At 68.8% G+C, this 11,571-nt stretch carries 10 protein-coding genes and 1 pseudogene; 5 read left to right on the top strand and 6 right to left on the bottom strand.

Going from position 1 to position 11,571, the window contains the following annotated elements; genetic code table 11:
- Positions 1-23 precede the first annotated feature (23 nt).
- Complete coding sequence (locus M7D61_RS08585; protein ID WP_298229535.1) at positions 24-1,052, top strand: 6-phosphofructokinase; 1,029 nt, start codon at positions 24-26, stop codon at positions 1,050-1,052.
- 29 nt (positions 1,053-1,081) lie between these two features.
- Here M7D61_RS08585 and M7D61_RS08580 read toward each other — a convergent pair whose 3' ends face one another.
- Positions 1,082-3,208 carry a S9 family peptidase gene (locus M7D61_RS08580; RefSeq protein ID WP_298229528.1) on the bottom strand — a complete coding sequence of 709 codons (2,127 nt, stop codon included), beginning with the start codon at positions 3,206-3,208 and terminating at the stop codon, positions 1,082-1,084.
- A gap of 35 nt (positions 3,209-3,243) precedes the next feature.
- On the opposite strand from M7D61_RS08580, the gene M7D61_RS08575 reads away from it, so the two are divergent.
- Positions 3,244-4,152: an NADP-dependent oxidoreductase gene (locus M7D61_RS08575; RefSeq protein ID WP_298229526.1), complete on the top strand. Its 909-nt coding sequence runs from the start codon at positions 3,244-3,246 to the stop codon at positions 4,150-4,152.
- A gap of 69 nt (positions 4,153-4,221) precedes the next feature.
- Here the strand turns inward: M7D61_RS08575 and M7D61_RS08570 are convergent, their stop codons facing one another.
- Positions 4,222-4,668 (bottom strand): Hsp20/alpha crystallin family protein, encoded by a 447-nt coding sequence (locus M7D61_RS08570; protein WP_298229524.1) that lies wholly within the window; start codon positions 4,666-4,668, stop codon positions 4,222-4,224.
- A gap of 163 nt (positions 4,669-4,831) precedes the next feature.
- Here M7D61_RS08570 and M7D61_RS08565 point away from each other — a divergent pair, with 163 nt between their 5' ends.
- Positions 4,832-5,791, top strand: a complete 960-nt coding sequence (locus M7D61_RS08565) for an alpha/beta hydrolase (protein WP_298229522.1) — start codon at positions 4,832-4,834, stop codon at positions 5,789-5,791.
- Here M7D61_RS08565 and M7D61_RS08560 read toward each other — a convergent pair.
- Positions 5,760-7,649, bottom strand: a complete 1,890-nt coding sequence (locus tag M7D61_RS08560) for an amino acid transporter (protein WP_298229533.1) — start codon at positions 7,647-7,649, stop codon at positions 5,760-5,762. The genes M7D61_RS08565 and M7D61_RS08560 overlap by 32 nt on opposite strands.
- Positions 7,650-7,741: 92 nt before the next feature.
- On the opposite strand from M7D61_RS08560, the gene M7D61_RS08555 reads away from it, so the two are divergent.
- On the top strand, positions 7,742-9,124 hold the full coding sequence (locus M7D61_RS08555) for an aldehyde dehydrogenase family protein (RefSeq protein WP_298229520.1): 1,383 nt from the start codon (positions 7,742-7,744) through the stop codon (positions 9,122-9,124).
- 4 nt (positions 9,125-9,128) lie between these two features.
- On the top strand, positions 9,129-10,040 hold the full coding sequence (locus tag M7D61_RS08550; protein ID WP_298229519.1) for an alpha/beta fold hydrolase: 912 nt from the start codon (positions 9,129-9,131) through the stop codon (positions 10,038-10,040).
- Here the strand turns inward: M7D61_RS08550 and M7D61_RS08545 are convergent.
- From M7D61_RS08545 to M7D61_RS09890, 3 genes and pseudogenes are all read right to left on the bottom strand, one after another.
- Positions 10,025-10,774 (bottom strand): glycosyltransferase family 2 protein, encoded by a 750-nt coding sequence (locus M7D61_RS08545; RefSeq protein WP_298229530.1) that lies wholly within the window; start codon positions 10,772-10,774, stop codon positions 10,025-10,027. The genes M7D61_RS08550 and M7D61_RS08545 overlap by 16 nt on opposite strands.
- Positions 10,775-10,867: 93 nt before the next feature.
- The gene (locus tag M7D61_RS08540) at positions 10,868-11,230 is read right to left on the bottom strand and encodes an FKBP-type peptidyl-prolyl cis-trans isomerase (protein WP_298229517.1); all 363 of its coding nucleotides are present in this window, start codon (positions 11,228-11,230) and stop codon (positions 10,868-10,870) included.
- Between the two features lie 210 nt (positions 11,231-11,440).
- Positions 11,441-11,566 (bottom strand): annotated as a pseudogene (locus tag M7D61_RS09890) (helix-turn-helix domain-containing protein); the annotation flags it as partial.
- Positions 11,567-11,571: the final 5 nt, after the last annotated feature.

The raw sequence follows: 11,571 nt of genomic DNA, 5'->3' as shown, positions 1-11,571 counted from the left end.
CGAACCCCCACGAGAGCAGTGGCATGAAGATCGGCATCCTCACCTCCGGCGGCGACTGCCCCGGCCTCAACGCGGTCATCCGCGGCGCCGTGCTCAAGGGCGACAAGATCTACGGCCACCAGTTCGTCGGCTTCCGGTGGGGCTGGCGAGGCGTCGTCGAGGGCGACTTCATCGACCTTCCCCGCCACCGCGTGCGCGGCCTCTCGAAGGAGGGCGGCACGATCCTCGGCTCCAGCCGCACCAACCCGTACGAGGGCGAGAGAGGCGGACCCGAGAACATCCAGCGGATGCTCGACGAGAACGGCATCGACGCCATCATCGCGATCGGCGGCGAGGGCACCCTCACGGCGGCCCGACGCCTCGCCGACGAGGGCCTGCACATCGTCGGGGTGCCGAAGACGATCGACAACGACCTCGAGGCGACGGACTACTCGTTCGGATTCGACACGGCGGTCGGCATCGCCACCGAGGCCATCGACCGGCTGCGCACCACGGCGGAATCGCATCAGCGCTGCATGGTCGTCGAGGTCATGGGCCGCTACGTCGGCTGGATCGCGCTGCACGCCGGCATGGCGGGCGGCGCGCACGCCATTCTCATCCCCGAGCAGCCCCAGTCGATCGAGCAGATCTGCGACTGGGTCCAACAGGTGCGCGACCGCGGCCGGGCGCCGGTGGTATGCGTGTCTGAGGGCTTCCGTCTCACCACCATGGACGAGGCGTACTCGCACAAGGGCCTCGACGCGTTCAACCGGCCGCTGCTCGGCGGCATCGCGGAGATCATCGCGCCGATGATCGAGGAGCGCACCGGCATCGAGTCGCGCGCGACCGTCATCGGGCACGTGCAGCGCGGCGGCGCGCCGAGCGCCTTCGATCGCGTCCTCGCGACCCGGCTGGGGCTTGCCGCGGTGGATGCCGTCGACGCCGGCCAGTGGGGCACCATGGTCTCGCTCCGCGGCACCGAGGTCATCGACGTGTCGATCACGGACGCGACCAGGCGGCTGAACACCGTGCCGCCGCACCGGTACGAGGAGGCGAAACTGCTGTTCGGTTAGTGCGCCGCCGCCTTGTGGGGTGTCGTGCGTCAGTCCGCCAAGCGCAGCCGGTCGAGCAGCCAGGCGAGTTCGAAGGCGCGCTCTTTCCACGCGTTGTAGCGGCCGCTCACTCCGCCGTGGCCGGCGACCATCTCGATCTTGAGTTCCGCGTCTTGCCCGAGCTCGTGCAGCCTCACCACCCACTTCGCCGGCTCGACGTAAAGCACCCGGGTGTCGTTGAGGCTCGTCACCGCAAGGATCGGCGGGTACTTCACGCCCGGCCGCACGTTCTCGTACGGCGAGTACGACTTCATGTAGGCGTACGCCGCGGGGTCATGCAGCGGGTCGCCCCACTCGTCCCACTCGACGACCGAGAGCGGCAGATCCGGGTCGAGGATCGACGTCAGCGCATCGACGAAGGGCACACCGGCGAGGATTCCGGCGAAAAGCTCCGGGGCGAGGTTGGCGACCGCGCCCATGAGCAGCCCGCCGGCGCTCCCGCCTTCGGCGACGAGGCGGTCGGGGGCGGTCCATCCGGCGTCGACGAGGTGGCGGACGCAGGCGATGAAGTCGGTGAAGGTGTTCTTCTTCGCGAGCAGCTTGCCGTCTTCGTACCACTGCCGGCCGAGCTCGCCGCCGCCGCGCACGTGGGCGATGGCGAAGACGACCCCGCGGTCGAGCAGCGACAGCCGCGGCACCGAGAAGTACGGGTCCGTGCTCGATTCGTAGGCGCCGTAGCCATAGAGCTCGAGAGCCGCGGGCGTTCCGGGCACGACGAGGTCGCGGCGGTAGACGAGCGAGATCGGGATCCTGGTGCCGTCGCCCGCCGTCGCCCATTCGCGGCGCTGCTCGTAGTGCGCCGGGTCGTAGTCGAGCACGGGCTGCTGCTTGAGCAGCGTGAGCGCGCCGGTCGTGGGGGAGTAGTCGTACACCGTCGACGGCGTCACCATGGAGCCGAAGCCGAGGCGGATCGTCGGCTGCGCCCATTCGGGGTTGCTGTCGGCGTGCACCGCGTAGAGCGGCTCGTCGAAGGCGATCTCGCGGAGCTCGCCGTAGCCGGAATCCGCGTCGAGCTCGATGATGCCGAGACGCGAGAGCCCGTCGCGACGGTACTCGACGACGATGCGGTCCCGGAACGCGCTGATCCCTTCGAGGCGCACGGCGGGGTCGTGGCGCAGGATGACGCGGGGCTCGGCTTGCGGGTTGTCGGCGGGCACGTCGACGAGCTCGAAGTTCAGCGCCCCCTTGTTGTGCAGGATGAGGAGCCGGTCCTCGCCCTTCACGACGGCGTGCGTGAGTTCGTACTCCACCCCGTCCTCGCGCGGCCACACGAGGTGCGGTTCCGAGGCCGGGTCAGCGGCGTCGATGAGCCATTCCTCGCTGGTGATCTTCGATCCGGCGGACACGACGAGGTACCGCTTGGAGCGGGTGAGCCCGACGTCGAGCCAGAACCGCTCGTCGGGCTCGGTGAACACCTCGGCGTCCTGATCGGCGGGGGTGCCGACCTCATGCCGCCACATGGTGTCGGGGCGCCAGGCGTCGTCGACGGTGAGGTAGACGACGTGCCGGCTGTCGGGGGTGAAGAACGCGCCGGCCGCGGTGCCTGGGATCTCGTCGCGGAGATCCTTGCCGGTCGCGAGGTCGCGGATCCGAAGCGTGTAGCGTTCGTCGCCCTCGACGTCCACGCCGTAGAGGAGGAGCCGGTCGTCCTCGCTGACATCGAAGCTGCCGAGTGAGAAGAAGTCGCTGCCCGCGGCCTCGACGTTGGAGTCGAAGAGCACCTGCTCGCCCGGCAGCGCCGGCTCGTCGGCGGCGACATCCGCGAGGGAGGGCGGCGTCCAGTCGTCGGCCGCGGCGATAGGCGCACGGCAGCTCGCGCCGTACTGCTTGCCCTCGAAGGAGCGCGAGTAGTACCACCAGCCGCCCTCGCGCACCGGGACGCTGAGGTCCGTCTCCTTCGTGCGCGACTTGATCTCGTCGAAGATCGCCTGGCGGAGCGGTTCGAGGTGCGCATTGCGCGCCTCGGTGTAGGCGTTCTCGGCGGTGAGGTGGGCGATGACCTCGGGGTAGTCCTTGTCGCGCAGCCACTCGTAGTCGTCGATGACGGCGTCGCCGTGGTGCAGGCGCCGGAGAGGGATCTTCGCGGCGACAGGGGGAATGACAGCGGAATCCGGCACGCCACAACGCTAGCCGAGGTGCCTACAGTGGCCGTATGGCGAGATTCGCGCGCTACGACCGATTCGGCGGTCCGGACGTCATCGAGGTCGTCGATCTGCCGGAGCCGCATCCCGGCCCCGGCCAGATGCGCGTGCGGGTGCGCTTCGCCGGCCTCAATCCCATCGATTACAAGATCTTCGGCGGCCTCGGCGACTACGGCGTCGTCCTGCCGTCGGGCGTCGGGCAGGATTTCTCGGGCGATGTCGACGAGGTCGGCGAGGGTGCGACGGGCTTCGCCGTCGGCGACGCGGTGCTCGGGGCCATCCGCCACCAGGGGGCGGGCGACTTCGTCATCGCGGACCCCGGCTCGGTCGTGGTCCGCAAGCCGGAGGGCCTCGCCTATGAGCTCGCCGGCGCGCTGGGCGTCGCGGGCCGCACCGCGTGGGCCTCTGTCGCGGCGATCGATCCGCAGCCTGGTGAGACGGTCTTCGTCAGCGCGGCCGCCGGCGGGGTCGGCATCCTCGCGGCGCAACTCGTGCTGCGCGCGGGGGCGAGCGTGGTGGGCACGGCCGGCGAGGCCAACCACTCGTTCCTCGAGGCGCTCGGGGTGACGCCGGTGGTGTACGGCGACGGGCTTGTGGAGCGGCTGCGGGAGGCCGCACCCGGCGGCTATCAGGCTGCGCTCGACAACCACGGACCGGAGTCGATCGACGCGGCTCTCGAACTCGGCATTCCGCTGAGCCGCATCAACACGATCGCGGCGCGCGGGTACCGCGATGCCGTCGGGGCGGGCGCTCAGCAGGCGTCGCCGGACGACTTCGCGCGGCTCGCGGACCTCGTCGCGAGCGGCGAGCTGAAACTGCCCATCGACTCGCAGTACCCGCTGGAGCGGATCCGCGAGGCGTATGCGCATCTCATGGGCCGACACGTGCGCGGCAAGGTGCTCCTCGACCTCGGGGCATAGCGAGGCCGCCGCCTCGCGGACAACCGGCCTTCTGGCGGCGGGTGTCTGCGAGGTGGCGGCGCTGTCGCTTTAGCCGACGGCCTGGCCGTGTCCTGCGACGGCGTGCTCGACGCCCTCGGCGGTCGCCGTCACGGCGATCTTGCGAGGCTTGGCCTTCTCGCTCATCGGGATGGTGATGCTCAGCACGCCGTTGGCGTAGTCCGCCGAGATGCGGTCGCTGTCGATGCCTTCGCCCAGACTCAACTGGCGCAGGTACGTGCCGCCGGTGCGCTCGCGGACCATCCACTTCACGCCCTCGCCGGTGGCAAGGGTGCGCTGAGCGCGGATGGAGAGCAGCTGCCCGTCCACGTCGATGTCGATCGAACCCGGGTCGACACCCGGAAGATCAGCGGTCAGCACATAGGTGTCACCGTCGCGGTAGAGGTCCATCGGCATGCGGCGCGGGCCGGCCGGACGGTCGAACCACGTGCCCGCAAGCGACTCGAAATCACGGATTGGATCAAAGCGCGTTGCCATAGATCATCAGCTCCTTCGTGTTCAACTGAAGAGTTGAGTCGGGGTGACTCAACTACGTTCAGGTTAGCACTCAACGGTGGAGAGTGCTAAATATTTCCGCGGTGCAGCGGGGGCACAGCCCGCTCCCGGCGAGCACTGGGTTTCGGCTGCGCATACTCAACGTGTGAATGCATCCGGCCGCAAGGCGCTCTTCCCCGTGCCGGTGTGGCTGTGGCGCATGGCCATGGGGGCCGCTGCGCCCCTCGAAAACCGCAGGTTCAACGCCGAGCCCATCACGACGGTCGACTACACGCTCGACGTCGACTACGTCGGCGACGGGATGCGCGAGCATTGCCTCGACGTCCTGCGGCCGCGGGATGCACCCGGGGCGCTGCCCGTCTACGTCTATGTCCACGGCGGTGGCTGGACCTCAGGGGACAAGGCGCCACTGACGAAATACTGCGCCGTGCAAGCCGATTCCGGCATGGTCGTCGTCAACGTCAACTATCGCCGAGCAGGGCGTTTCGAGCGCTTCCACCTGCGCGACATGCTCCTCGACCTCGACATCGCGCTCGCCTGGGTCGAACGCCACATCGGCGAATACAGCGGCGACCCCGAGCGCATCGTGCTCGGCGGGGACTCGGCGGGAGCACAGATCGTCGCGCTGCTCGCCGCGATGACATCCCGGGACGAACTCGTCGACTACTACCAGTTCACCCCCGCCATCCGCCGCGAGCAGATCCTCGGCCTGGTACTGCACTGCGGGGCGATGGACTTCTCCGAGGTGTTCGAGCGGGGGTTCATCATGGGCGAGAGCTTCGTGCGGATTCTGATCCCGGGCGGCGGCCGCGGGGCTTCGCTGCGCAAGGCGGCACGCTGGCTCTCCCCCCTGGAGTGGATCGACGAGTCGTTCCCGCCCGTGCTCGTGACCACCAGCGAGCGTGACATCTTCTACCGGGCGAACCTCAACTTCATCGACCGCGCCAAGGCTTTCGGCGTGCCCGTCGACGTGCTCGTCTACGGCTGGGACGCCAAAGGTGCTGAGCACACCTGGCAGCAGGACGCCCGGCTTCCGGAATCCCGCGCGGTGTACTCGAGGCTGCAGGCGTTCGTCAACTCACGTGCACGTCAGGTCGGCGTTTAGCATCGGGCTCCGCCTCGCGCACCACCTCGCGGGTGATCGTGGCGATCTCGCCCGTGCCCGTGAGGAGGAACTTCGCCATGTTCGAGATCGGGTTGCCCTCGGTCCACTCGAAGTAGATGTTGGGCACGACCCCGGTCTGGTCGCGGATCTCCAGCATCACCGATGCGATGGCGTTCGGCACCGCGTTGCTCGCGACCTGGAGCACCCGGTAGCCGTACTTCGTCACACCGTGGACCACCAGGTCCTCGGCGAAATCGGAGGCATCCGTCGTCAGCACCTCGAGGAAGATGATGGGCTCACCGGCCGGGATGTGGCTGAATCGCCGCTCATCGTGCGCCTTGTCGCGGTACTCCCGCTCGGTATCGACATCGGGCTCGTGGGCGACGAGCCGCACCGTGTCGCGACTGTCGGCGTCTTCGCTCACGAACGCGAGCGCAGCGTCGTCGAATCGGACCGACATCGCGCGGAGCTGGAACGACCGGCGCGCCCGAGAGATCGCCGAGATGACGAGGATGCCGAGGATGAACAGCAGCGCGATCCGCACGCCGTCCGGGCGTTCAATGACGTTGACGACCGTCGTGTACAAGAAGACGGCAGCGATGATCCAGAACGCGACCATCGCTGCCTTTTGCCGGTGCCGGTGCGCGCTGATCGCGGCCGCGACCGCCGCCGACGTGATGAGGACGAGCACGCCGGTCGCGTAGGCACCGCCCTGTGCGTCGACGTTCGCGTCGAAGATCCACGTGATGAGGAACGCGATCGCGGTGAAGACGAGGACGAGGGGGCGCACCGCGCTCGCCCACTGCGGGGCCATGCCGTAGCGCGGCAGGTAGCGCGGCACCAGGTTGAGCAGTCCGGCCATCGCCGAAGCGCCGGCGAACCAGAGGATGCAGATCGTCGACAGGTCGTATACGGAGCCGAACACGCCGCCGAGATAGGCATGGGCCAGGTACGCCAGGGCGCGCCCGTTGGCGGGGCCGCCGGCCTGGAAGTCGGCCTGCGGGATGAGGATCGTTGTCGCCAGGCTCGAGGTGAGGAGCAGCACGCTCATGATGAGGGCCGCAGTGGTGAGCAGCCGCCGGGTGCCTCGGATGCGCCCGACCGGGTTGTCGGGCGTGTCGCCGGGAGCCTCGTCGATCTGCGGCATGAGGGCCACCCCGGTCTCGAAGCCCGAGAGGCCGAGCGCCAGCTTGGGGAAGACGATGAGCGAGACGCCGACGATGCCGAGCCATGAGCCGTGCTGGGTGGTGAGGGCGCTCCACCAGTCGGTGATCTGGATGGGCTGGCCCACGACGTGCGCGGCAGCGACGCCGAGGACCACGACGTTGAGCAGCAGATAGGCACCCACCAGGACGACCGCGATGCCGATGGCCTCGCGGAATCCTCTGAGGAAGACCACTCCCAGCAGAGCGATGAACAGCAGGGTGATCGGCACCTGCAATCCGTGGAACCACCCCGGGCTGTAGGAGTTCTCGATGAGGTGGGCGCTGGCATCGGCCGCTGACAGCGTGATGGTGATCATGAAGTCGGTGGCGGCGAAGCCGAGCAGCGCGAGGACGAAGAGCTTTCCCCACCAGAACGGCAGCAGCCGCTCGAGCATCGCTATGGAACCCGAGCCTTTGAAGCTCTCGCCGGCGACCTTGCGGTACACCGGCAGCGCGCCGCCGACGGTGAGCACGATGAGCACGATCGTCGCGAACGGCGAGAGGACTCCGGCGGCGATCGCCGCGATCGCGGGCTGGTAGCCGAGGGTCGAAAAGTAGTCGACGCCCGTGAGGCTCATGACCTGCCACCAGGAGTGCGTCTTCTCGGCGACTTCCGCGTGCGGCCCCTGGTGGGTTCCACGGATGTCCGTCATCCCCTCGAGGAGCCAGGTCCTCGCCCGTCCGCGCCTGGTGGGAACGCCCGTCACCACGCCAGACTAGGCCGCGACCGACTTAGATTGCCGATATGACGATCCCCGAGACCGTGGCCGGGCTGCGCGCCGCGTTCGATTCCGGCCGCACGAAGCCGCTCGCCTGGCGCATTGCGCAGCTGAAAGCGCTCCGGGCGATGCTCGCCGAGAACGGTCCGACCTTCGAAGCGGCGCTCCACGCCGACCTGCGCAAGAACCCCACCGAGAGCCAGTTCATGGAGATCGGATTCACCATTGCGGAGATCGACGCGGTGCTGCGGGGCCTGCGCCGCTGGCTGCGTCCCAGGACCGTGCCGACGCCATCGGCGATCCTGCCCGCCAGGTCGCAGGTCGTGCTCGAGCCGCTTGGTGTCGTCCTCGTCATCGCGCCGTGGAATTACCCGGTGCAGCTCCTGCTGGGCCCAGCCGTCGGGGCGCTCGCCGCGGGCAACGCGGTCGCGCTCAAGCCGAGCGAGCTTGCCCCCGCGACGGCCGATGCCATCGCCGGGCTCGTTCCGAAATACCTCGACCGGTCGGCGGTCGTCGTCATCGAGGGCGGCGTGCCCGAGACGACCGAGCTGCTCGAGCAGCGCTTCGACCACATCTTCTACACCGGCAACGGCACGGTCGGCCGCATCGTCATGACTGCGGCCGCCACGCACCTCACCCCGGTCACGCTCGAGCTCGGCGGCAAGTCTCCGACCTTCGTCGACGACGGCGTCGACCTCGCGGCCGCCGCCGACCGCATCGCCTGGGGGAAGTTCGTCAACGCCGGCCAGACCTGCGTCGCGCCCGACTACGTGCTTGCGACCAAGCGGGTGCAGGATCGCCTGGCGCCCCTGGTCGCCGCTGCGGCGGCCGCGCTCTTCGGGGAGGACGCGAGCGCGAGCCCCGACTACGGCCGCATAGTCAACGAGCGGCAATTCTCTCGCCTGACCGGATTGCTCGGAGCCGGCACGCGCGTCAGCGGCGGCGTCCTCAAGGAGTCCGAGCGCTACATCGCTCCGACCGTGCTCGCGGACGTGCCGCGCGACGCGCCGGTGATGCAGCAGGAGATCTTCGGGCCGATCCTGCCGTTCGTCACTGTGAGCGGGGTCGACGAGGCGATCGCCTACATCACTGCGCACGACAAGCCGCTCGCGCTCTACGTGTTCACGGGCTCGAAGCGCACCAGGCGCCGCTTCATCACCGAAACGAGCTCGGGCGGCCTCGGCTTCGGCATCTCCCTCGCTCACCTGAGCGTGCACGGTCTCCCGTTCGGCGGTGTCGGCTCGAGCGGCATGGGCGCGTACCACGGCAGGCGATCGCTGACGACGTTCAGCCATGAGAAGGCGGTGCTCTCGAAGCCCCTCAGGCCCGACACCATGAAGCTTGTTTCGCCGCCGTACACGGCGGCTAAAGACTCACTCGTCAGGCGCATCCTGAGTAAAGTCCTGTGAGCAGATGAGTCTGGCCGAAACCCGAGCCTACGCCGAAGGCCTCGACGCGCAGATCGCCGAGGTCGATTGGGCCGCACCCGATCCGGCTGCGGCGCCGTTCCGATTCGAGGCACCCAGCGGGTCGCTCGCCGGCTGGTCGCTCGGCGACCCGGCGAACCCGCGCGTCGTGCTCGTTCCCGGCGCGACCGGCTCGAAGGAGGACTTCGTCCTGCTCGCCCCGCCGCTCGCCGAGGCCGGCTACTTCGTGCAGACGTTCGATCTCGCCGGCCAGTACGAGTCGGCCGACGCCGGGCCGTCGCTTGCGACCGGCCGCTACGACTTCGACATGCACGTCGCCGATGTCCTTGCCTTCCTTGCCGCGGGCGATGCCGCGCACGTGCTCGGTTACAGCTACGGCGGGATCGTGGCACAGCAGATCGTCGCCACGCGCCCCGACCTGGTGCGGAGCCTCACGCTGCTCACCACCCCGCCGGCCGTGGGCAACACTTTCCGCAGGGTCAAGGTCGTCGGGTTCCTCGCGCCGTTCCTCACGGCACACCAGGCGGGCGGTCTCATGCGCTGGGGCATCACGACCAACAAGAACAAGGTCGACCGGGCGCGGTTCGACTTCGTCGTGAACCGCCTGCGCGTCACCCGCCGCCAGAGCGTCGACGACATGATGGTCACGATGCTCGACGCTCCTGATCTCCGGGCGGCGGTAGCGGACTCCGGCATCCCGGCTCTCGTCGCCACCGGCGAGCACGATCTCTGGCGGGTCGCGCTGCACGCCGAATATGCCGACCAGATCGGCGCCGAGCTCGCGGTCTACCGCACCGGCCACAGTCCGTGCGAGAGGACGCCGAACCAACTCGCCTTCGACATGCTGCGGCTCTTCGAGCGAGCTGCCGCCGCCGAGAGCGCTCAGCGCGACAAGTAGTCCTGCCTCTTTGCAGCTTCGGCACGGAAGAGGCGCCGCCGAGCAGCCCGACGGGCCCACGGGCTGGCGTCCGGCCAGTGCAGCTTGAAGGTGACGAAGGCCCATGCGACACGCTGCCAGAGTCCCGACCACGAGTCGAACGGACGCGCCGAGACCCCGACGCGGAGCGTGTGGTCGTAGCGGGTGACGACGTCGAGCGGAAGGTGGAGTGCGAGGTCGAGATCGTCGTGCACGTGCGGTGTATCGCGATGCACCAGGGGGCTCGTCTCCTGCCAGACCGAGCGCCGCATGGCGAAGTTCGAACCGAAGACGGGCACGTTCGTCAGCCATGGCCCGACCACGTTGAAATAGGCGCCGATGTACAGGTGCTCGGCGATCCAGTTCACCCAGGCGCGCGCGCCGTAAAAGTCGCCGGGGCCGGTGAGCACGCCGATCGCCGGGGAGGAGTCGAATTCCCGCTCGATGCGCTCGAGCCAGTCGGGGTATGGGCGGGAGTCGGCGTCGAGGCGGGCGATGACATCGCCGGTGGCGGCGTCGTAGCCGGTCGCCGCGGCCGACATGATGCCCTTGACAGGCTGGAGGAGCACGATCGCACCGGCTCCTCGGGCGACGTCGCCGGTGTCATCGGTGCTGCCGTTGTCGACGACGATGAGTTCGTCGGCGGGGCGGGTCTGGGCGGCGAGATCCGCAAGGACGCGTCGAAGCATCTCACCGTCGTTTAATACCGGAATCACTACGGACAAGGTGGTCAACGAACGACCTCCTCTCGAACCTTGAGATTACCTGATAGTGCGCATCAGGACCGGCAAGGTTTTCTGGAGTGAGTGTCAGGCGCCGAGCAGATCGATGACGAAGATCAGTGTCTGGCCGCCGAGCGGGTGGCCGCCGGCCGGGCCGTACGCGAGGTGCGGCGGGATCGTGAGCTTGCGGCGGCCGCCGACCTTCATGCCGGGGATACCCTCCTGCCAGCCTCTGATGAGGCCGGTGAGCGGGAAGCGGATGCTCTCGCCGCGGCTCCACGACGAGTCGAACTCCTCGCCGGAGTCGTAGCCGACGCCCACGTAGTGGACGTCGACGGTCCCGCCGGGGACGGCCTCGGTGCCCTCGCCGACGATGATGTCCTCGATGACGAGCGTGTCGGGGGCCGGCCCTTCCGGGGCGTCGATCTCGGGCTTGGTCTTGTCAGTCATGGCATCCATCCTGCCGGGTCGGCGCCAAGTGCGGGTGCGTCGGTGCGCTCGGGCTGAGATCCGGCCGGCGCGCCAGGCATTTCCGCCTCGGCCGCGGAGTGTCGCCCAGAACTCAGCCCGAGCGCACGCCTTCGCAGCTGCGCGAGAACTTCCACCTACGGAAGCGGGTTCAGCGCGTCGTACCCCGTGGAACGTCTTCTGCCGCCGCTCCCGCGAGATCGTCGAGCGGTGCACGCCCAGACGACGCGCGACCGCCGCCTGCGGCAACCCCCGTTCCAGCAGCTGCTCGATCTCGACACGGTCATCCAAGGTCAGGTGTCGGTAATGTGCGGTCAAGGAAG

It is taken from the genome of Gryllotalpicola sp. (assembly GCF_027352875.1).
GTDB lineage: Bacteria > Actinomycetota > Actinomycetes > Actinomycetales > Microbacteriaceae > Gryllotalpicola.
The sequence above is the reverse complement of the archived record's forward strand: the minus strand, read 5'-3'. Positions and strand labels throughout refer to the sequence as shown.

Excerpts from the sequence above, each read along its gene's own strand:
- M7D61_RS08585 (WP_298229535.1), top strand. The coding sequence starts at position 24 with ATGAAGATCGGCATCCTCACCTCCGGCGGCGACTGCCCCGGCCTCAAC.
- M7D61_RS08575 (WP_298229526.1), top strand. The coding sequence starts at position 3,244 with ATGGCGAGATTCGCGCGCTACGACCGATTCGGCGGTCCGGACGTCATC.
- M7D61_RS08570 (WP_298229524.1), bottom strand. The coding sequence starts at position 4,668 with ATGGCAACGCGCTTTGATCCAATCCGTGATTTCGAGTCGCTTGCGGGC.
- M7D61_RS08560 (WP_298229533.1), bottom strand. The coding sequence starts at position 7,649 with ATGACGGACATCCGTGGAACCCACCAGGGGCCGCACGCGGAAGTCGCC.
- M7D61_RS08555 (WP_298229520.1), top strand. The coding sequence starts at position 7,742 with ATGACGATCCCCGAGACCGTGGCCGGGCTGCGCGCCGCGTTCGATTCC.
- M7D61_RS08550 (WP_298229519.1), top strand. The coding sequence starts at position 9,129 with ATGAGTCTGGCCGAAACCCGAGCCTACGCCGAAGGCCTCGACGCGCAG.
- M7D61_RS08540 (WP_298229517.1), bottom strand. The coding sequence starts at position 11,230 with ATGACTGACAAGACCAAGCCCGAGATCGACGCCCCGGAAGGGCCGGCC.